This window comes from Pseudoalteromonas sp. SG45-3 (assembly GCF_014164075.1).
Taxonomy (GTDB): Bacteria; Pseudomonadota; Gammaproteobacteria; order Enterobacterales; family Alteromonadaceae; genus Pseudoalteromonas; species Pseudoalteromonas distincta.
Genome location: NZ_JACJEN010000003.1, coordinates 19,700 through 41,442, shown reverse-complemented (window position 1 = coordinate 41,442; position 21,743 = coordinate 19,700). Strand labels below are relative to the sequence as shown.

The following is a 21,743-nucleotide window of genomic DNA, read 5'->3' as shown; positions in this document are numbered from 1 at the left end:
CTCGGTTTTTACTTAGCCCACTAGGTTATAAACCTCACGCCGCGATTAAATCGCCCCTAGATTGAACAAATTTTAATCCTGAAAGGTCAACAGGCCCTAGTCATTTATTGCTTCTCATGTACGCCAAGGCTTTGGGCCTTACATTATTACTTTGCATAATGCTGTAGTGGTTGGCGTTGTTGGGTTTTATAAACGCGCCGCGTTACTGCAACCTGATTTAGGTTTTGCACTTGTAAGCGGTTTTGAAAAAAAGGGTTATGTTTTTGAAGCGGCCAGCGCACTTTTGCAATATAAGCATGAATTTGGAATTACAAAACTGTGTGCAATAACATCACCAGATAATAGGGCATCGCAGAATGTGTTGTTAAAATTGGGCTTTAAAATAAAGGGCAAGGCGGTTATCAATGATGATAAAACCGCCGTGATTATATTGTCACTTAACGATTAAAGTCTTGCTTGTTCTATTTGTTTTGCAACATTTAGGTTTATATTTAGCCATGTTGCTTCAAGTGTCGAAACCAGGCCATCATAGCCATCATCATCAATAGGGACCAATTGCGAAAAATTATTAATACTTATAAGGCGTCGGCCTGTTTCAGGGTGTGTGTAATATAAACGCCAAAGCCCAGAAATATCAGCGTTACCTTGCATATCGCCATTAAAGTGGTGAATTTCGTATTCAAGCTCATAAAACGTTTGTTGATCAAGTTCAGTAATGACCGGTAAGCCTTTTATTACCATCCAGTTGGGCATAGCATTAAAAAGTGTTTGCTGGGCTGTTGCAGTAAGCATTACATCCGGCGATTCGCCCCACAGGTTATAATTTGCAGCATGAATTTGGTTGCTATCTATTTTCATAGCAATGCCCAAATTATTTAAAGCGCCTCTAAGTACAACAGTTTGTATTCTTAGTTGCGCATCTGTATCTGCAACGTTTCGAGACGATGCACCTATAGGCTGCTCAAACTGGTAATACTGTGTCGCAGTTTGTATTGATGAACTACAACCTGCCAATAGTAATAATAAACTTGCAGTTAAAAATAACGATTTCATTATTGCTTCCTTGGTTTTGGATCTGCTGGTAATGATTTATCAAAAATTAGCATATTAGGTTGCTCGTTTAATCCGCGAGTTAGAGGCTGTAGGCCCTCACTTAAACGTTTAAACTCTTTTAATGTTTGCTGTATTTGATGATGAAGTTCAGAACCGGCTTGGTAACTGGCCATGGTTTTATCAAATTGGCGCATAGTGACTTCAAACTGCTCCATGCTTTTTGTCATCTTTTCGAAATTACGGTTAAAGTCGCCAGGTAAGTTTTGTGTATCTTTTTGGCTTAGCAGCTCTCGCATTTCATTAGCAAGCGCTCGGTAATCGGTAAATGTAGCTTGCATTTGTGCCAAGCTATCTTCAACTTTTAAGTTATTTACCTTATTAAGTACGTCAGAAACTTGATCTGCTAATACAGTTATACCGCTTGAAATACTCGGAAAAACATCATACTGCACAAGTTTACCTAGGTGCGCTTCTGGCGCGTCGGGGTATATATCAAAATCTACATACACAGCACCCGTTAATAAATTACCAGGCTTTAACGAGGCGCGCATCCCACTTTCAATCCAGCCCTTTAAACTGCCTTGCCAATACTCTTTTGCTGAAGCACTGTCATGATACAAGCGTCCGTATTCTACTTTTATAAGCACTGGAACCGCCGTATTATGGTTTCTAAAGTGGGCAGGTTTACCGTCAATAATTACATTGGCAGGGGTTTCAACAACAGTACCTACACGCATACCTCTGTATTCGACAGGTGCACCTGTGCGTAGTCCTCGAACTGACTGTTCAAATTCAATTAGGTAGTAATCAAAATCATAAAAGCGCTCTTCTAACGCCTCTTTATAGCTTTGGCTTAATGAAAAGCTATGCCCATCTTGTGCTATTTCACCCGGGGCCTGTTGTTCAGGTAAACCAACCGAAATACCGCCTTTTAATAGTTTACTCAAAGAGCCCGTATTAATATTGATACCATCGGCAGATAGGTCAATTTCAATTCCTGCGTTCACCCAAAATATTGAGTTCATGGTGATCAGATTTTGATAAGGGGCTTTAATAAATACGCCATACTTCATTGCTTGGTTTTCCCAATCAAAAGTGGCGGTTTCTATTTGCCCTATTTTATAATTTTTGAAGAATATACCGGTGCTTACATCAAGTACTTCAGCGTTGTAACTCATTAATTTAAAACGACCACCTTTCACATCTTTACCAATGAGGGCGGGTTCATCTTGTAACTTAAAACGCTCTTTTAGTTCTTTACTTTCACCGGGTGAAAACTCTAAATATACACCAGACAATAACGTACTCATCCCGCTAATACCTGTTTCATCAATGCGTGGTTTTACGACCCAAATTTTGGCATCGTCAGTCAGTAGCTCGTTGTAATTTTTATCTATTTGCGCGCGAGCAATTACGCTGTCTTGCGTGTCGGATAGCCGAACATGATCAATTTGACCTATTTTTACACTGCGCACTTTTATTTCAGTCTTACCTGCAATAATACCTTCTGCTTGTGGCATTTCGATAAAAATAGTAGGGCCTTTATTAGCTTGGTATTGGTATAACATCCACATGCCCACTAACAGCGCAATTGCCGGAATGATCCAGATAGCGGAAATTTTCGGTTCTTTTGTTATTTCGGCGGTTTCGGTCATGCTTTGTTCTCTGATTTTTTGTTTTTAGGGGAATCCCACAATAAGCGTGGGTCAAAGGCATGGGCAGCCATCATTTGGCATATTACCATAACTGTAAAAAATACAATGCCTAATCCTGGCGTTACTGACATTAAATTACCCAGTTGAACTAAGGCCACTAAAATAGCAACCACGAATACATCTATCATCGACCATTTACCAATAAACTCAGTCAGTTGATAAATTCGGGTGTAACTTTTTGTATGTTTATTGGCAGGCCTTGTAACCATAAAGCATAAAAAGCTCAATACAAAAGCTTTAGCAAGTGGCACCACAACGCTGGCTAAAAATATAATAGCGGCAATAGGGTAGGAGCCACTTTTCCAAAGAGTAATAACACCACCAATTAAAGTCGAAGGGGATTCATCCCCAAGGCTAGTGGTGTGCATAATAGGTAAAACATTTGCTGGAATATAACAAACAACAGAAGTAATTAGCCAAGCTGCTGCTTTTTGTACGCTATAAGGATTTCTAACGTGTGTTTTTGTATGGCAACGCTGGCAAATATTACCGGTACATAGTTGATGGCACACATGGCAGGCTTTAATATTTTCATCTATTGCACGTTTAGCATGCTCTGCGCCTTCGAGTACTTTTACAGGCTTTATTTGAGCCCATAAGCGTGGGCGATTTAAGTGAACAAGTGCAGCTATGTATAAAATAACAAACCCCACATAAGCCCAAAAACTCGTGCCGAAGCTAATATCAGCCAGCGACATGATTTTAACCATACTAACAAGTACGCCAATTAAAAATATTTCCGACATAATCCAAGGCTCTAACGCCAAAGTGAACTTTAGTAGTCGCCTTGCAATGCTCTCTGGTAATGCTTTTAAAAGCCCAAGATGCAAAGGAATTAAAATAACAAGCAAACCCATGGGCAGGGCAATAATGCTCAAATCAATAAATAAGCCAAGTAGCTCACTATCATAATTAAACAAAATTCGAGCCGCGTCGGGCAGTGTAATAGTTTGAGTTATACCGCTACTACTAAATGAAATAAAAGGGTAAAACATACTGCTGAGCAACATTAATAGTGCGCTAAAGCTTAGTGCAACTATGCGACTGTCGTGATTAACATCGGCTTCGCAAAGTTTATGGTGACAATGTGGGCATATCGCCATTTGTTTTGCGATTATGCGAGGTATATCTATGATCAGATCGCAGCAGGGGCAGACAGTTTGCAATTTAATACCAAGCAAGAAGAATATTTCTTCAATTTTGCTATATTTAATACATTAATACAACGCGTTCTGCCATCAAGCTGCTCGTTATATAAAGGAAGCGTGTGAAATATTATTTGTACTGCATACTAATGTGGCTCTTTATTTGTTCGCAAAATGCTGTGGCTATTAATAAAGAGCGAGAAGTAATTATCTCCGCGAGCGCATCAATTCCGCCCTATGTTTTTGAAAAAACAGACTCGGGTATACACCTAGGTTTAATCAAAGCCGCGTTAAAGGCTAATGGATTTGCCAATATTAATGTGCAATATATGTCGAATAAACGCGCTGAGCATCAATTGCATAATAAAGGAGTAGATATACTTTTAAATTATGCAGGAGGAAGTAGTCCATGTATTTACCCAAGTAAACCGGTACTTAGTTATGAAAATGTAGCCATCACACTCAAGCGAAATAAATATAATATTGATGAAATAGAAGGCATGTTTAATAAAAACGTCCTTGCTTTTCAAAATGCAACTGCATATCTGCCTTCTATATTTAAAAGTAATGTTAAACACTTTAGCTCATATCAAGAGGTTATTAATCAAAAGGCGCAGGTAGATAAGCTGTTAAAAGGTTGGGTGGATGTAATTGTGTTAGATAAGCGTATTTTTTACTATTACTACAATCAACATAAATCACCCGAAGCTGTGCAAATTTACACTTTATTTCCAAAAGCAGAGCGACCTGCTTATTTTAATAACCTCTCTTTAGCTACTGAGTTTGATATAGGTTTGGCGCTCATCAAGCAAAACGGTACTTATAAAAGAATTGTTGATGAAGGCCAAACCCATTCATCAATCAAATAACGCCACTGTTTGACGTGTAAGCGCTATTAGCTCACCGGATTGTGACCATATACAGCCATCTTCTAAACCATAGCCATCTTTTGAATGATGAGTGATTGCTTCAAAGCCAAGCCATTCGCCAGGTGATAAGTTTGGCTCTTGTACAAACTCTAAATACCATGACATGCTACTAGCTGGAGCGGGTTGTTTAAACATTTGTAATAACGTAGGTGGCCATGCATCTGTTAATGCAATTACATGCGCTTCAGTTATTTGTTCGGGCGTATGTTTAAAGCGCATCCATCCCCCTAAGTGAGACGTTTCTGCGCTGCTAAATGGCATGGCACCTTGTTGAGGGCATAAATCAACATGTTGAAAAAATTCAGGCATCTGGCCTTTAATAAAAGGTAGAGTATGGCGCTCGTCTACCGGTTTTAACCCTAAAGACTTTGAAACAGGCACATTTACACCCGACTCTCTACTTTTAGCAAAACACGCTTGTACAATTACACACACTTGTTCATTTTGAATGGCTTTGGCGAGTACCTGTGTGCTGCTTTTACCTTGTCGTAATATTTCTACCGATAACGAAAAAGGAGTATCAGCTAGTAATGGCCCTACAAAATTTGTACTGAGTGAGAGTAGGCGACGATCATTGGATACTTTTCCTCTGATAGCTTGATACAACAGTGCGGCTGAGAGCCCACCAAAAGCAGTTCTGCCTTGGCACCAGTTTTCTGGAAATTGCATTGTGCTAGTTAATTGTTCGGTATTGTCTGAACTTCCAATTTTTGCAGCTTGGAGAAGTAATTGTTCAAAATGCATGAAGATGTCCTTTTATAGTGCGATTTAATAAATTTATAACACAACCAAACTAGTCAGACCAGTAATTAAAAACGTCTCTGGCGGTGCAAAAATCACCATTCCTTACAATTATTAGGGTTATTTTGTAAATAAATCACAAAAAATGGATTTTTTTTCATTTTTACAGTTGAAATAAGTTTGGCGCATCCCTATTTACTATGTCATCGAACGTATTAACGAATATTGAAGTTGGAGAAGTTTCATGGGTAAAATTATTGGAATCGATTTAGGTACTACAAACTCTTGTGTTGCAGTACTTGATGGTGGCAAAGCACGTGTTATTGAAAACGCGGAAGGCGATCGCACAACCCCGTCTATTATTGCTTACACGCAAGACGGCGAAACATTAGTAGGTCAATCTGCTAAGCGTCAAGCGGTTACTAACCCGACAAACACATTATTTGCAATCAAGCGTTTAATTGGTCGTCGTTTTGAAGACGAAGAAGTACAACGCGATATCGGCATCATGCCGTTTAAAATCATCAAAGCTGATAACGGCGATGCATGGGTAGAAGCAGGTGGCGAAAAACGCGCTGCACCACAAATTTCTGCTGAAGTACTGAAAAAAATGAAGAAAACGGCAGAGGACTTTTTAGGTGAAGAAGTAACTGAAGCTGTAATCACAGTACCTGCATACTTTAACGATTCACAACGTCAAGCAACGAAAGATGCTGGCCGTATTGCGGGTCTTGAAGTTAAACGTATTATCAATGAGCCAACTGCTGCGGCACTTGCTTACGGTATGGATAAAAACCGTGGCGAAAACATCGTTGCAGTATATGACTTAGGTGGCGGTACTTTCGATTTATCAATCATTGAAATTGATGAAGTTGAAGGCGAGCACACGTTTGAAGTACTTGCTACAAACGGTGATACTCACTTAGGTGGTGAAGATTTCGATAATCGTGTAATTAACTACTTAGTAGCTGAATTCAAGAAAGATCAAGGTTTAGACTTAAAAACTGATCCTCTTGCAATGCAACGTGTTAAAGAAGCTGCTGAAAAAGCAAAAATTGAACTGTCATCTGCACAATCAACTGAAGTAAACCTTCCGTATGTAACTGCTGATGCATCTGGTCCTAAGCACATGAACGTGAAACTAACACGTGCTAAGCTTGAATCACTAGTTGAAGATTTAGTAACTAAATCTCTAGAGCCACTTAAACGTGCACTTGCTGATGCTGATTTATCAGTAAGCGACATCAACGATATTATTCTTGTTGGTGGCCAAACACGTATGCCTTTAGTACAAAAAACAGTTGCTGATTTCTTCGGTAAAGAACCACGTAAAGACGTAAACCCTGATGAAGCAGTTGCAGTAGGCGCAGCGATTCAAGGTGGTGTACTTGCTGGTGACGTTAAAGATGTACTATTACTAGACGTTTCTCCATTATCTCTAGGTATTGAGACAATGGGCTCAGTAATGACTGCATTAATTGAGAAAAACACGACGATTCCTACTAAGAAATCGCAAACATTCTCAACAGCTGAAGATAACCAATCTGCTGTAACAATTCACGTGTTACAAGGTGAGCGTAAACGTTCAAGCGACAATAAATCTCTAGGTCAATTTAACCTAGAAGGTATTCGCCCAGCACAACGTGGTACACCGCAAATCGAAGTAACATTCGATGTTGATGCCGATGGTATCTTACATGTATCTGCAAAAGATAAAGATACAGGTAAAGAGCAAAAAATCACAATTCAAGCATCTTCAGGCTTAAGCGATGAAGAAGTTGAAAAAATGGTTCGTGATGCAGAAGCACATGCTGAAGACGATAAAAAGTTTGAAGAACTTGTAGCTGCTCGTAACCAAGCTGATGCTCTAGTACACGGTACTCGTAAGCAAATTGAAGAAGCTGGCGATGCATTACCAAGCGAAGACAAAGAAGCGATTGAAGCGGCTGTTGTAGATTTAGAAGCTGCTATTAAGAGCGACAACAAAGAAGAGATTGAAGCTAAAACTCAAGCTCTTGCTGAAAAGTCTCAAAAACTAATGGAAATTGCACAAGCGAAAGCACAGCAAGGTTCAGCAGATGCAGGCGAGCAACAGCAATCAGCTAAGCAAGACGACGACGTTGTTGATGCAGAGTTCGAAGAAGTGAAAGACGACAAGTAATTGTTGCTAACGCTTCTCGCTAGCCAAAAACACTTAACTCAATCGAGTGTTTAGGTTAGGATGAACAATTGAGGCGCGCGAGCAATAGCTTGTCGCGCCTTTTGCATGTATTTAAGGTTTAAAAATTCAATGATAAATCGATGCGATTTATCGGTTTATCCAGCAGCTCACGCTGCAAACAGAAAAGAGTAGTGTGATAGATATGTCAAAACGCGATTATTACGAAGCCCTCGGCGTAAGCAAAGATGCGAGTGAGCGAGACATAAAAAAAGCGTATAAACGCTTAGCGATGAAATATCATCCAGATCGTACCGCAGGCGATAAAGAGCTTGAAACTAAATTTAAAGAAGTTAAAGAAGCTTACGAGATTTTAACCGATCCTCAAAAACGCCAAATGTATGACCAACATGGTCACGCGGCATTTGAGCAAGGCGGTGGCGGTGGTCATGGCGGCTTTGGTGGCGGTCATGGCGATTTTGGTGATGTATTTGGTGACGTATTTGGCGATATTTTTGGTGGCGGCGGTGGTCGACGTCAATCTCGTCAACAACGTGGTTCTGACTTACGTTACAACATGGACTTGAGCTTAGAAGAAGCGGTTCGTGGTAAAGAAGTTGAAATTAAAGTACCAACATGGGTGGGTTGTGAGCCATGTGATGGCAGTGGTGCTAAAGCAGGTTCTAAGCCTAAAACATGTACTACGTGTCATGGTGCTGGCCAAGTACAAATGCGCCAAGGTTTCTTTGCTGTTCAGCAAACGTGTCCAACGTGTCAGGGACAAGGTCAGATTATTTCAGACCCTTGTAACAAATGTCATGGTCAAGGCCGCGTAGAAAAAACTAAAACGCTTTCAGTTAAAATTCCAGCTGGCGTTGATACTGGAGACCGTATCCGCTTAACTGGTGAAGGTGAAGCCGGAATGCACGGCGCGCCATCTGGCGACTTGTACGTGCAAGTATCTGTTCGCGAACATGAAATATTTGTGCGTGAAGCAAATAATTTATACTGTGAAGTACCAATTAGCTTTACAACAGCAGGTCTTGGTGGCGAAATTCAGGTGCCAACACTTGATGGTCGTGCAAAACTTAAAATACCTTCTGAAACGCAAACGGGCAAAATGTTCCGTATGCGTGGCAAAGGCGTTAAGTCTGTTCGAAGTGGTGCCCAAGGCGATCTAATTTGTAAGGTAGTAATCGAAACGCCAGTTAATTTAAACGAGCGTCAACGTGAACTACTGCAAGAGTTAGATGAAAGTATGGGTACAGATAGCTCGAAAAATCGTCCTAAAGAGCAAGGCTTTTTTGACGGTGTTAAAAAGTTTTTTGATGATTTGACCAAGTAAATTTAAATTATTATTAATAATGAAACGGCGCTTTTTAGCGTCGTTTTTTTTGCTTTAAATTTTATTTTTGTTACTGTTAAAAAAAACACGATTCAATAGTATGACCCCAGCAATCGAATTACTTAAAAAACAAAAAATCCCCTTTGAAGTACTCAGTTACGATCACGATGCAGGTAATAGTCAATATGGGCTTGAAGCTGTTGAAAAGTTAAATTTAGATAGCGCCCAAGTATATAAAACTCTCGTTCTTGAAACGCATGAAAGGCAGCTAATTGTTGCTGTTACTCCTGTGTCGCAACAAGTTAACTTAAAACAGTTGGCAAAATTATGTGGTGCCAAAAAAGTAGCAATGGCTGCCCCGCAAAAAGTTCAAGCTAGCACTGGTTATATTTTAGGTGGAGTAAGTCCACTTGGGCAAAAAAAACGCTTAGCTACGTTTATTCATAGTAGTGCTTCACTTTTTGATACTATTTATGTGAGCGCTGGAAAGCGAGGTTTAGAAATCGCACTCTCCCCAACTAATTTAGCGGCGTTAACTAGCGCTAAATTTGGCGATTTATAGCCTTTATTTTTAAAATTACTCTCCATAAAGGCAATTAACTCAAGTTAAGCAATTTGCTCAATACCTTATTTGTAACTACATTGAGAGTATCTTTATACCGTTAATATTTAATACCAAACGGTATTACACATTTTGTATACGGCTGTTTGTATGAACCTTTTAGATGTAGATTATTTTGCAATACTGGTGGCTGCACTGTCTTCTTTTATGCTTGGCGGCATATGGTACTCAAAAGCACTCTTTAAAAACGCTTGGCTAGAAAGTATTGGCTTAACTGACCTTGATTTACAATCAGCCAATCCTAAGTTGATATTTGGCGGCAGCTTCTTTTTAGTATTTATAGCGGCTTTAATGTTGTCTCTATTTTTAGGTAAAGACGCAAGCTTAGTTGAGTGTATAGGAACAGGCTTTGTAATCGGCTTTTTTTGGATCAGCAGTTCACTAGGATTAAGTTATATATTTGAGCAACGCCCTTTAAAGCTATTTTTAATTAATGGGAGTTACTGTATTTTACAGTTTTCGTTAATGGGGCTTATTTTAGGTATTTGGCCGTAAGGGTTGAGTAGCCGTTAATGCCCGGTTTGATTCTTACCTGAGAGTAGAGTAGGTTTATATAATCGTATTTACATGATTTGGTAGCGGTATTAATGAAAATATTAGTAGTTGATGATATGCCACTCATGCGTCATGTTTTAATTAATATGCTAAGAAAGTTGGAGTATTGCAATATCGTTGAAGCTACAGATGGATTACAAGCTTTGGCTTTATTACGTGAGCAACATTTCGATTTGGTTATTACAGATCTTCATATGCCAAAAATGGATGGTGTTGATTTACTCACAAACATTCGAAAAGACAGAGCCCTTGCTGATATTCCTGTGTTGATGGTTATCTGTGAGGATAGTACAGATAAAGTTAAGCAAGTTATTGCGGCTAAAGTATCGGGGTTTATAATCAAACCTTTTAATATGAATGTATTATCATCTCAATTAAACCGCTTCTTTTTCAAAGATTAGGTTATATTTTTCATCATCATTAAATTATTATGAGCTCACTTTAATAACCATACCGCGTAAAAATTTTAAAACCCAGTGGTCACCTTTACCCACCTAATACCAATGAGCAATGATACTTAATCATTTTGCGAGGCTAAATGTGTCGCTCCCTGTGTTAAAAAATTCTCATTTAGAACAGTTAAATAGCGAATTTTCGCCTAGCTATCAACACGTTTTTCTACCCTCAAATAGATCACTTAATTAAACGAATTGCTATAAACTGGTATCATAAAGAATAATTTTTTATATAGTACTGAAGGACTTAATGGCAAAACCTAATAAAAAAGGCCCAACTAAAACGGTCGATATTTTTTGCTCTGCTTGTAAAGCTTCCTTATTTAAATATCGAAAAGGAGGCAAAGGAGCATTAGTTAAGTGTTTTAAAGAGCGTATTAGTCAAGACTTTACACAAGAGCCTTGTATTTGTCCTAACTGCAGTCGGCCTTTTGCCCGAGAAGCGATTATTCGTGGTGCACCTGCCTATAAAATAATTGGTGGCAAAGTAACGTTTAAATAATTCAGATACAGTAAAATTTCTTCATACGGACATATGGCCTTGTTAGAATTTACCATATTGATAGAATCGCTCGGTTTGCTGTTTCAATGAATGAAAAAATACCCTCCCCATGGATCGGGCCAGTTTATTGGGTTATTTAAAAATGGATAAGGATAGTTTCGTGATAGCACTCTTATTTGACATCATAGGTATGACAGGTACTTTTTTAGTAGTTGGTTCATTTTTCTTACTGCAGCTAGGAAAAACGTCTCCATCTAGCCTAACGTATAATATGATGAATTTAACAGGGGCGATTTTGTTGTTAATTAGCCTTTGCTATAACTTTAATTTAGCGAGCTTTGTGATAGAAATATTTTGGATAGCTGCTTCATTAATTGGTTTATACAAATACCTAAAAAACAGATCAGCTTTAGCTACAAATTAATAACGTATTAATTTTGTTCTAAACCTTAAACACTGCAAGCACAACTGTTTGCGGTGTTTTTTGTTTTTAGGACTAAATTTAATTAACAAGTATAATTAAATTCATTTGTTAACAAAAAGTTTATATCCCTACCTTATATAAGTCGTTACACTAGCGACCTTAAATTTTTAGGCTATTTCTCGGGTAGGCCATGTTTACGTTTTCTAAAAAAATAATTACAGTATGTATATTATTAGTATTAATTTTGGTTGTTACATTTTGGGTAGGCCGCGCTCACGATATTGAAAAAGCAACAGCTCAAGCGCAGCGTCAGGTTACTCAATTAAATAATTACATTGATACTGAACTCGCTCGTTTTTCGGCTATTCCCCAGCTACTTACTTATAATCAGTTAATGATTGAATTTGCAAACGGCGACCAAGCCCATTACAACGCTATAAATAACTACTTAGCTGATATACAACAAGCCAGTGGTGCATCAGATATATTTGTACTGAATGCCCAAGGCGCAGTAACGGCAAGTAGTAACTGGCAAGCCGACTACACATTTTTAGGCAGTAACTTTGCCTTTAGACCTTACTTTAAGCGTGCATTTGCAGGTGAAAAAGTGGCCTACTTTGCACTAGGTATGCGTTCAAAAGAGCGTGGCATTTATTTTTCGCAGGCTGTTTATCACGACAACAAAGCGGTTGGTGTTGTTGTATTAAAAGTGAATGTAAGCAAATTTGAAAACGACAGAGAGCTTTTAAATACATCTAAAGGTAGCCATTTTTATTTAGAGCTTAGTGATAATGTAATTGCGATGTCTGATATGCAAACATGGCGTTTAAATAGCTTCAGTGAGTTTGATATAACAAAGCGACGTAATATAAAGTTACGCCGTGCTTATTTAGATCATCAACCTGTATATATTAAGCAATTTCAATATAAGAGCCAGGGTATTTCGCATTTCAGAATTAATAAAAACCTTTATGTGAGTGCGACAAAACCATTGCGTTACTTTAGTGCACATATGAACGTACTTGTTGATATTACAAAAGTAAATTCAGCTCAATTAATACGCTTGTTTTGGGCATTTAGTATTTATGCTTTAGTTATGATTGTTGGTTATAGTTTACTTGCTCGTTTTGCGGGTTATAAAAAGCTCGTTTACTCTAGGCATAGTCTTGAGCAAAAAGTGATTGAGCGCACACAAGAGCTTGAGAAAACGCAAGTTGCATTAGTTCAATCAGCAAAACTTGCAACAATTGGGCAGTTAAGCGCAGGTATTAATCACGAAATAAACCAGCCCCTTAGCGCTATGAATACTTACCTAGCAAGCGCCAAACGTTTACTCGCTAAGCAAAATTACACCGCACTTGGCGAAAGCATAACTGTGATTGAGGGGCTTGTAGGTCGCGTACACAAAATAGTGGGGCAGCTAAAACATTTTAGCAAACCATCACAAACTCAATTAAGACCTTATCCGTTAGCTGGTTTATTAAATAACGCCTTGATGATTGCCAGCTCACAACTAAAACAAGATAACGTACACGTAGAGCAGCCTAATTTAGATAGTGGGTTAATAGTGTGGGTTGATTCACTTAAATTTGAGCAAGTGTTGGTTAACTTAATAACTAACGCGAGCCAAGCTATGAATGGCGCAATAATACGTAAATTAAGTTTTAATGTTGAGTGCTTTGATAATCGAGTAAAACTCTCAATTTTAGATACAGGGCCTGGAATAGAGCAACATGCTTTTGGTAATATTTTCGAACCTTTTTATAGTACTAAAGAAAGTAACGGCTTAGGCCTTGGACTATCTATTTCAAAACAAATCATTGACTCGTTTAATGGCTCTTTAAGTGCGCACAATCGACTGCAAGGCGGGGCTGAGTTTATAATCAGTCTATCAAGCACGCAGGATAAAACAGATGATTGAAAACTCACCGTGTAAGCACATCATTGTAGTTGATGATGAAGCGATGATCAGAGATTCATTAAAGCAATTACTTACTCTCGAAGGCTATACAGTTGAGTGCTTTAATGATGCAAGTACGGCTCTAACAAAGCTTAATCGACGTTTTATGGGCGTTGTACTGAGTGACATAAATATGCCTGCAATGGATGGGCTTACTTTGCTTGAGCAAGTCACGGCATTTGATAGTGAACTGCCGGTTATATTTTTAACAGGGTACGCCGATGTAACTATTGCTGTTAAAGCTATGCAATTAGGCGCGTATGACTTATTTGAAAAACCAGTAAACGAAACATTGCTTGATTGCATAGCAAGAGCATGCGACAAGCGTAGCTTAGTGATTCAAAATCGTGCACTAAAACTTGCTGTACAAAAAACCTCAGCGCCGGGTGTACGAATACTGGGTGATACTCCTAAAATGCAAGATATGATGCATTTACTCAATACGGTTATTGATACCCCAGCTGATGTAATGATTGAAGGTGAAACTGGCACGGGTAAAGAGCTTGTAGCGCGTTACTTACACGATCAAAGTATTCGCTCAGCAAGTAACTTTGTGGCTATAAATTGCGGCGCGGTGCCTGAGCAGTTGATAGAAAGCGAGTTGTTTGGTGCTGCAAGTGGTGCCTATACCGGAGCAACTCACACTCGTAAGGGAAAGTTTGAATTTGCACAAGGTGGTACAGTTTTTTTAGATGAAATAGAAAGTACCCCAATGTCGTTGCAGGTTAAATTATTACGCGTATTAGAGGAGCGAAAAGTAACTCCAGTAGGTGATAATAAAGCAATTGAGTTAGATATAAGAATTGTTGCAGCCACTAAAGTAGATTTGCTTTTATTAGTTGAAAAAGGTGAATTTAGAGCAGACTTATATTATCGACTAAGCTTGGTAAAGGTAGATATACCGCCTCTTAGAGCTCGCAAAGCAGATATAGTATTACTCTTTAAGCACTTTAGCTCTATTGCAGCAACACGCTATCACAAGCCGCCAGCACCTCTTAATAGCGAAATACAACAGCGACTCTTAGCGTACGACTGGCCTGGTAATGTAAGGGAGCTTAGAAACCAAGCTGAGCGCGCGGTTTTATTAGGAGTAGAACTTGCTTTTAGTGTTAGCAAAACGCAGGCTAAAGGTGAGCTTTCTCCCGATTTAAGCCTATCTGAAAAAGTTGCTTTTTATGAGCAGTCGTTAATAGAAGAAGCCCTAGAGCGTAACCATGGCAGTATTAAAAATACGATGGATACACTGCAAATCGCTCGTAAAACCCTTTACGATAAAATGAGTAAATACAATTTAAACCGTGATATGTTTATTGACTAAATTGTGTGGTTTATGTGACAACTTCGTTTTTATGGTGTGTGGGAAACCGCACATTTATTCTCTTTTTTATACGCAATGCCCATTAACCATCTGAAATATAAAAGTATTTTACCATTGGCAGTAAAGTTGCCTTATTAGGTCTGACAACAAGTAGATTCTAATAATTAGGACACATAATGATAAAGTTTACACACTCTACTATTTTACTCACCTCAATAAGTAGCTTTGCTTTTTACTCGTACACGGCTTGCGCTACTGAATATGATGTTTATGGTAAAGCCGAAGTGCAAATTGCTAATACAGATACGGGTATTATGCGTTACGCAGAAGAAGGCACGCAGATTGAAGCGCCATTTTCGCGTATAGGTATTCAAGGGCAACACAAATTAAATGAATATTTAAACGTTGTTTTTAAATACGAAGTGCAAGTAAAAGGCTTTGAGCAAGATGACACCGAAGAGCCATTTAGTGCAAGGAATACATACCTTGGTTTAAAAGGTCAATTTGGCGAGCTTGTAGTGGGAAGAAATGATACTCGCTTTAAATACTCTGAAGGCAAAGTTGATAACTTTAATGAAACCCAAGGTGACATAGCTCAAGTTATTGCAGGACAAGATAGACTTGGTGATACGCTAACATACACTTCTAAGTATTGGCATAATACGCAATTTTCGTTTACTTATGCTCCAAAAGACGACAACAAAGATAACGAAGCTGGATTTGCAGCAACCTTTATTTATGGTGATCGAAGCTTAAAAAACACCTCATATTACTTATCATTAAGCCATGTTGATTCTCTTAATAATATTAATGCGAGCCGAATAGCAGCAGCCTATAAATTTGAACAATTACAGCTTGGTGCACTATATCAGCATTCTGAATCAACAGATGGTATAAAATCAGGTAACGGTTATGTGTTAAGTGCAAGCTATACGCTTGATAAATGGGTACCTAAATTACAGTTTGCTAAAGATGACTCTTTACTTCGTCAAACTTCTGAGGCAACACAATGGACTACGGGCCTTGACTATGTATTTGACAAACAAACAACTGCTTACCTTTTATACACCGACCTTAATTTAGAAGAACAAGACGACAGCAGTGTTGCGCTTGGTCTTAAATACAAATTTTAGAGGCCTGCCATGACAGATAATATACTCACGCAAAAACCAGATAAGAAAAGAAATTTCCAATGGCTTTTTTTGATACTAGGCCCTGTAGTAATGCTAATGACATGTTTACTCGATCCACCAACGGGTATGTCTGTAGCGGCATTTAAAACCGCAGGTTTAGCATTTTGGATGGCATCGTGGTGGGTGAGCGAAGTAGTACCAATTCCAGCAACTGCTTTGCTCCCTCTGGTAATATCACCACTTGCTGATATAGCAGCAATTAAAAGCGTGGCTGCCCCGTATGCGCACCCGCTAATATTTTTATTTTTAGGTGGTTTTTTAATTTCTATTGCTATGGAGCGTTGGGGGTTACATAAACGTATTGCGCTAAGCACCATGTTATATGCGGGTAAAAAGCCAAGCTTGCAAATTTTAGCCATGATGCTGGTAACCGCATTTTTGTCGATGTGGATGTCAAATACCGCAACAGCTGTAATGATGCTGCCTATTGCGCTTTCAATTACTAATTTAGTTAAGCAATCAGACCCGAGTAATGAAGGTTTTGGTAAGGCTTTACTGTTATCAATCGCTTATGGTGCAAGTATTGGTGGTATTGCTACCTTAATCGGTACTCCGCCTAATGCTTTAATGGCTGCGTACTTGTCTGATAGTTATCAAATAGAAATTGGCTTTGCGCAATGGATGATTGTAGGCGTACCACTTTCTTTAGGCATGCTAATTATTAGCTGGGTTTGGCTTACTAAATTTGCGTATAAAGTAGATGCTAATATTAAAAACGATCAAAAAATTGATACAAAAGCGGTGTTTTCAACGCAGTTAAAAAGCCTAGGTATAATGCAGCGCGCCGAAAAAGGCGTGTTATTTGTGTTTGTTTTAGCAGCACTGTGTTGGATATTTAGACCTTTATTAGGTGATATAACAGGTCTTAATATTTCAGATACTACTATTGCAATTGCAGCGGCATTGCTGTTGTTTGTAATGCCAGCGAATAAAGGCAAAGATGAGCGTATCCTTGATTGGGAAAGCGCAGCTAAAGTGCCGTGGGGCGTTTTATTATTATTTGGTGGCGGGCTTACACTTGCATCTCAAATTAAGTCATCAGGGCTTGCTGAATTTATTGCTCACCTAATTGAAGGCGCCAGCACTATTCCACTTGTTATGAGTGTACTTGTTGTTGTGGCATTAATTACGTTTTTAACTGAGATCACAAGCAATACAGCAACTGCAGCTGGCTTTCTTCCTTTGTTAGGGCCCGTTGCAGAGTCTATAACAGGTTCACCATTGGTTTGGGTTATTCCTGCAGCTATAGCGTGTAGTTGTGCGTTTATGATGCCGGTAGCGACACCACCAAATGCTATTGTGTTTGGCTCAGGGCAAATTCAAATGCGCGACATGATAAGAGCGGGTTTTGTGCTAAACATTGTGGCTATTGTATTAATTACGCTGGTTACAATGACGATTGCAGCCCAAGTATTTGGCTTTTAAAGCTGAACTAAATTAGTTCTAACCAACCTATGCCAGAGTAGCTTTGTTTATACTTACAATTTTAAACAAAGCTACTCTTTATGCTTATTTATATTGCTTAAGAAGCTCTTTTTTAGATAATTAGTGTTATTGCTCGAAAAACAGAACAAGGTTATAGTCGTTAATAACTTTAAAAATTGAGTAACCTATTTTGAGCACTGAGACATCACAGGCAATGCCTTTAATTCCCCAGTTTGATGAATTGCAAAAAAGCTTTCTCGAAACGCCTTACTTGCCAATTGATAAACGTCTCGTTTTATTGAAAAAACTCCGTGTACGTATTGTTGAACTTGAGCAAGAGCTAGTAGATGCTGCTTCAAAAGACTTTGGTTACAGAACCGCTTTCGATACTTTACTTGGCGATATACTGCCTACAGTGCAAACACTCGCGCACATTATTAAAAAACTGCCAAAATGGGCAAAGCCAAGTAATCGCTCTGTGGGTTTAAGCTTATGGCCTTCAAAAGTCAGTGTTAATTATCAGCCCAAAGGTGTGGTTGGTATTATTGCACCGTGGAATTACCCCATTCAGTTAGCGTTAGTACCTGTGCTTACCGCTATAGCTGCCGGTAATAGAGTGATGCTTAAATTAAGCGAATTCACACCTCATACAAACGCCGTTATCGAAAAAATATTTAAAGATGATCTGCAAGCTCATTGTAAAATAATACTAGGGGCGAGTGATGTTGCAGCACAGTTTTCATCACTGCCATTTGCTCATTTATTATTTACGGGTTCTACGAACGTAGGTAAATTAGTAATGGCGTCAGCGAGTCGTAATTTAACGCCGGTAACGCTTGAACTCGGTGGTAAATCGCCAGTTATTATTACGCAAAATGCCGATATTAAAAAAGCGGCACAAGCCTTACTGTTTGGTAAAATGGCCAACGCAGGGCAAATATGCGTTGCACCCGACTACGTATTTGTACCCAAAGAGCTTGAGCATCAGCTTATTCAGCAATTATGCGAGTTGTATAAAAAGCATTTTAAAGACGGTGTTGAAGGTAAAAACTTAACTTCTATTATTAGCGATGCGCATTATAAACGTTTGGCAACCTACTTAGAGCAAGCCCAAGAACTGGGTGCAAACATTATTAAGCCACTTGAACACAATCAGCAAGACGAAGAAAAGCATCGTATGGGGCTGCATTTAGTGACTCAAGTAACTGACGAAATGCAGCTTATGCAAGATGAGTTATTTGGTCCAATACTACCAATAATGAGTTATGAAAAGCTCGACAGCGCAATTGACTATATTAAAGCTCATCACCACCCATTAGCGCTTTATATTTTAGGCCAAGATAAGCAAGCTCAAGAATACATTATGAAGCAAACAATCAGTGGCACTGTGGCAATAAACGATACCTTAGTGCAAGTAACTGCTGACGATGCTCCTTTTGGTGGTGTAGGCCATTCAGGAATGGGGCATTATCATGGTATAGAAGGTTTTTTAACGTTTAGCCATGCTAAAAATACGTTAGTATCGGGCTCGTTTAATCCTCGCATTGTTATGCTACTAAAACAAAGCAAACTTATTATTAAGCTTCTAAAGTGGCTTTACATAAAATAATAGGGTGCTGATTTGGTAAAGTTGAATAGGTGTTAACTTGCTAATCAAGATATATTAAAAAGGCTGAATTACATTATGTAATTCAGCCTTTTTTAGATTAGTTTAAAGCTACGGTCTTAAACTTTAAAATAAGACTTTAAAATAAGCGACCTTCGCCAGCATAGGTACCCACTTGTATTTTTGCATAAATGGCATCGGCTTTTTCTTTAGCTTCTTCAATTTCTTTAGGCAGCATTTTACGCTCATCAAGTTTACGGCTATGACTCGCTTGCATATTACCGTTGTACTCAGCGATAGTATTCCAAATATATGACTTTTCTAAATCTTTTGGCATACCTAGTCCTTCAAAATACATGAGGGCTAAATTAAATTGCGCTAAAGAGTAATTGTTTGCAGCTGCTTTTTCGTACCAGTTACGTGCCGCTTCATAGTCTCGTGTAACACCCACGCCATTAGCGTACATTACGCCCAAATTAAATTGAGCTGCAGGTAAATTCTTCTTAGCTGCTTTTTCAAATAAGGTAACTGCCATTTGATGATCAAGTTTAACGCCTTTACCTTCGTCGTATAAAACAGCTAGAGCAAACATCGAATCAGCATGGTTCTTTTTAACGCCTTGTTGATAAAGCGCAGCTGCTTTGCGGTAATCGCGTGTTACACCGTATCCACCTTCGTATAATTTGGCTAGTTCGTAAATTCCTGGCGCAAAACCTTTGTCTGCTAGGTATTGGAATTCTTTTAGGGCGACTGCAAATTCACCTTCGTTAGCTGCTCTTATGCCATCTTCTAATGTTGCATGAGCGAAAGGGCTGGCAAGTAAAACGCCAGCAAGAATGAGTGCTTTTAAATTAAACTGTGACATATTAATGCCTCCAATTATTAATAGTTTCGATAGATTTTAGGGCCAGTACATTTTTTAGATTAAACATCCACTGCTATTTAGGCTCGCCCTTGAGGCGGTTTGCTCTTTGTTGCTCGGTTTTTTAATGAGCTTACTAAGTTACAAACTTCGCGCGGCGATTAAATAGCGCCTAGATAGAACAGATTTAATCCTAAAAGGTCAACAGGCCATAGTTAAATGCTAATTTATTAAATTTTTGCACTATTTGCACTATTTGCACATTATAAACGTTTAATACCCAATACATTTATGTAAAGACTAAATCGGTTACTATAAATAGATGCAAAAAAGGGTGTCTACTGTTATGTTTTACGCCAGCTTTAGTGTAAACGCAAGGCGGTACCTTATAAGATCGTGCGTATAAAATGTAAATAACACCGCGGTGGACTTTCAAGGTAAGTAAATGAGTTTAAGAAGTGTAAGATACAGATTTTATAGAAAATTTAAAGATATAAAAAAAGCCCGTTAGGGCTTTTTTGAGTCATATTAACCGTCACTAATATGAGCAATGTAGCAAGTAAATGTGATATTTGGTGTTATTACTTGGGTCGAGTAAGTAATACCACGAAGCGGCACGTTCTTCTTTTAATGTGTCAGCATCCTTGCTGAATATCCTTCCATAGGCACTGAGGTCGGTACACTTTGTTTCTGATAATGATTATTAGTTAGATTACCGCGCAAGTCAATACTTAAATGATAATTATTATCAAATAAGATTTTCATGATTATAAAATTTAAAATAAGGAAAGTGATGCTTAATAATCTTAAAGCTAAAAAAGTGATAAATGCATGCTTTGCTATCAGCATGGTATTTTTGTGTAGCTGTTCAGCCTCATTCACTTATAACAACTTGAGCTGGCTTTCGTCATTTTGGGTAGATGATTATATTGATTTAAATAAAACACAAAATAAGCAGCTCAAACAGATTATTAACACGACCCAAGCGTGGCATAGAAGTACGCAGCTACCAGCCTACAAACAAGACATTCAAAATATTAAGGCACTTTTTAACACCACACTAAGCATTGATCAGTTAAAAGAGCAGGTGGTTTTTGCTAAAAAGCATTGGCAGAACCTACTTGAATACGCGCACATGCCTTTAGCTGAGCTTGGGGCAACCTTATCAAGTGAGCAAAGAGAAGAACTTTTAAACAATATTCAAATAAAAATTAACGACGAACGTGAAGAGTTTAACGAACAAACCCCGCTTGAGCGAAAAAGTGAGCGTTTGGAAGAGCAATTTGAATACTACGAGCAGTGGATAGGCAAGCTTAATAAACAACAAAAAGCGCTGATTAAATCAACTAATGAGCAACATCAAGACTCAGGAGCGCTGTGGTTAGAGTACAAGCAAACCCGTTTGAATGCGGCCAAACAGGTATTTACAAATGCTGAAATTACAAAAAAAGAATTTATAAATCAGTTGAGTACAGTTATTAAAGAGCGCGAACTATATATGAGCGACGCACTATTGAAAGCCAATGAAGCAAACTTAGATTTATATATAAATTTACTCTACGAATTAAACTCAACCTTAAATGATAAACAACGCCAAAGCGTTAATGATCAATTTGATGAGTTAATTGAGACCTTAAACGATATAATAAAAAACTAAATTGTGCGTGAATTATTAAGTTTTAAATTAGCTGTTTAGGCTGATTTGTTTTTAAACGCAAAAATGCTTTTTAAAGGG

The 21,743-nt window shown here is 38.4% G+C and carries 20 protein-coding genes; 15 read left to right on the top strand and 5 right to left on the bottom strand.

The features are described from left to right. Positions 1 to 106: 106 nt before the first annotated feature. A complete protein-coding gene (locus tag H5126_RS04700; protein WP_261765619.1) occupies positions 107 to 448 on the top strand; it encodes a GNAT family N-acetyltransferase in 342 nt (113 codons plus the stop codon). Here the strand turns inward: H5126_RS04700 and H5126_RS04695 are convergent. From H5126_RS04695 to H5126_RS04685, 3 genes are read right to left on the bottom strand one after another with little or no spacing between them, the layout of a single operon-like run. Beyond that, on the bottom strand, positions 445 to 1,053 hold the full coding sequence (locus H5126_RS04695) for a PqiC family protein (RefSeq protein ID WP_024595769.1): 609 nt from the start codon (positions 1,051 to 1,053) through the stop codon (positions 445 to 447). The two genes, H5126_RS04700 and H5126_RS04695, sit on opposite strands and share 4 nt — an antisense overlap. Continuing rightward, entirely contained in the window at positions 1,053 to 2,708 is a 1,656-nt protein-coding gene (gene pqiB, locus H5126_RS04690) for an intermembrane transport protein PqiB (RefSeq protein ID WP_002959056.1), read from the bottom strand. The genes H5126_RS04695 and pqiB overlap by 1 nt, the downstream gene beginning before the upstream one ends. Further along, positions 2,705 to 3,871 (bottom strand): paraquat-inducible protein A, encoded by a 1,167-nt coding sequence (locus H5126_RS04685; RefSeq protein WP_024595565.1) that lies wholly within the window; start codon positions 3,869 to 3,871, stop codon positions 2,705 to 2,707. The genes pqiB and H5126_RS04685 overlap by 4 nt, the downstream gene beginning before the upstream one ends. Before the next feature lie 164 nt (positions 3,872 to 4,035). Between H5126_RS04685 and H5126_RS04680 the strand changes: the two genes are divergently transcribed. After that, positions 4,036 to 4,782: an ABC transporter substrate-binding protein gene (locus tag H5126_RS04680; protein ID WP_182716356.1), complete on the top strand. Its 747-nt coding sequence runs from the start codon at positions 4,036 to 4,038 to the stop codon at positions 4,780 to 4,782. Here H5126_RS04680 and H5126_RS04675 read toward each other — a convergent pair. Continuing rightward, positions 4,771 to 5,586 (bottom strand): thioesterase family protein, encoded by an 816-nt coding sequence (locus H5126_RS04675; protein ID WP_024595563.1) that lies wholly within the window; start codon positions 5,584 to 5,586, stop codon positions 4,771 to 4,773. The two genes, H5126_RS04680 and H5126_RS04675, sit on opposite strands and share 12 nt — an antisense overlap. A 241-nt stretch (positions 5,587 to 5,827) precedes the next feature. Between H5126_RS04675 and dnaK the strand changes: the two genes are divergently transcribed. The 12 genes from dnaK to H5126_RS04615 all read left to right on the top strand — a co-directional run bounded on the left by dnaK (position 5,828) and on the right by H5126_RS04615 (position 19,149). Next, positions 5,828 to 7,744: a molecular chaperone DnaK gene (gene dnaK / locus H5126_RS04670; protein ID WP_002959064.1), complete on the top strand. Its 1,917-nt coding sequence runs from the start codon at positions 5,828 to 5,830 to the stop codon at positions 7,742 to 7,744. 202 nt (positions 7,745 to 7,946) lie between these two features. Further along, positions 7,947 to 9,086, top strand: coding sequence for a molecular chaperone DnaJ (dnaJ, locus tag H5126_RS04665; RefSeq protein WP_002959065.1), 1,140 nt, complete (start codon positions 7,947 to 7,949; stop codon positions 9,084 to 9,086). Between the two features lie 100 nt (positions 9,087 to 9,186). Continuing rightward, positions 9,187 to 9,648, top strand: coding sequence for a Cys-tRNA(Pro) deacylase (gene ybaK / locus H5126_RS04660; protein ID WP_182716874.1), 462 nt, complete (start codon positions 9,187 to 9,189; stop codon positions 9,646 to 9,648). A 150-nt stretch (positions 9,649 to 9,798) separates the two neighbouring features. Continuing rightward, positions 9,799 to 10,203, top strand: coding sequence for a DUF1761 domain-containing protein (locus H5126_RS04655; RefSeq protein ID WP_002959069.1), 405 nt, complete (start codon positions 9,799 to 9,801; stop codon positions 10,201 to 10,203). 92 nt (positions 10,204 to 10,295) lie between these two features. Beyond that, complete coding sequence (locus H5126_RS04650) at positions 10,296 to 10,664, top strand: response regulator (protein ID WP_182720651.1); 369 nt, start codon at positions 10,296 to 10,298, stop codon at positions 10,662 to 10,664. A 304-nt stretch (positions 10,665 to 10,968) separates the two neighbouring features. Next, entirely contained in the window at positions 10,969 to 11,220 is a 252-nt protein-coding gene (locus H5126_RS04645; RefSeq protein WP_024595559.1) for a hypothetical protein, read from the top strand. Positions 11,221 to 11,380: 160 nt separating this feature from the next. Beyond that, a complete protein-coding gene (locus tag H5126_RS04640) occupies positions 11,381 to 11,644 on the top strand; it encodes a hypothetical protein (protein ID WP_024595558.1) in 264 nt (87 codons plus the stop codon). Between the two features lie 190 nt (positions 11,645 to 11,834). Beyond that, positions 11,835 to 13,565, top strand: a complete 1,731-nt coding sequence (locus H5126_RS04635; protein WP_182692464.1) for an ATP-binding protein — start codon at positions 11,835 to 11,837, stop codon at positions 13,563 to 13,565. After that, positions 13,558 to 14,922: a sigma-54 dependent transcriptional regulator gene (locus H5126_RS04630; RefSeq protein WP_002959078.1), complete on the top strand. Its 1,365-nt coding sequence runs from the start codon at positions 13,558 to 13,560 to the stop codon at positions 14,920 to 14,922. Before H5126_RS04635 ends, H5126_RS04630 begins: the two co-directional genes overlap by 8 nt. Positions 14,923 to 15,098: 176 nt before the next feature. Continuing rightward, positions 15,099 to 16,055: a porin gene (locus H5126_RS04625; RefSeq protein ID WP_182693761.1), complete on the top strand. Its 957-nt coding sequence runs from the start codon at positions 15,099 to 15,101 to the stop codon at positions 16,053 to 16,055. Between the two features lie 9 nt (positions 16,056 to 16,064). Beyond that, the gene (locus H5126_RS04620) at positions 16,065 to 17,540 is read left to right on the top strand and encodes an SLC13 family permease (RefSeq protein WP_182716873.1); all 1,476 of its coding nucleotides are present in this window, start codon (positions 16,065 to 16,067) and stop codon (positions 17,538 to 17,540) included. 214 nt (positions 17,541 to 17,754) lie between these two features. Then, positions 17,755 to 19,149 carry a coniferyl aldehyde dehydrogenase gene (locus tag H5126_RS04615; RefSeq protein ID WP_404936431.1) on the top strand — a complete coding sequence of 465 codons (1,395 nt, stop codon included), beginning with the start codon at positions 17,755 to 17,757 and terminating at the stop codon, positions 19,147 to 19,149. A gap of 136 nt (positions 19,150 to 19,285) precedes the next feature. Here H5126_RS04615 and H5126_RS04610 read toward each other — a convergent pair whose 3' ends face one another. Continuing rightward, positions 19,286 to 20,011 (bottom strand): tetratricopeptide repeat protein, encoded by a 726-nt coding sequence (locus H5126_RS04610; protein WP_039488497.1) that lies wholly within the window; start codon positions 20,009 to 20,011, stop codon positions 19,286 to 19,288. A 790-nt stretch (positions 20,012 to 20,801) separates the two neighbouring features. Between H5126_RS04610 and H5126_RS04605 the strand changes: the two genes are divergently transcribed. Further along, a complete protein-coding gene (locus tag H5126_RS04605) occupies positions 20,802 to 21,665 on the top strand; it encodes a DUF6279 family lipoprotein (RefSeq protein WP_182720653.1) in 864 nt (287 codons plus the stop codon). The last annotated feature ends 78 nt before the right edge of the window (positions 21,666 to 21,743 follow it).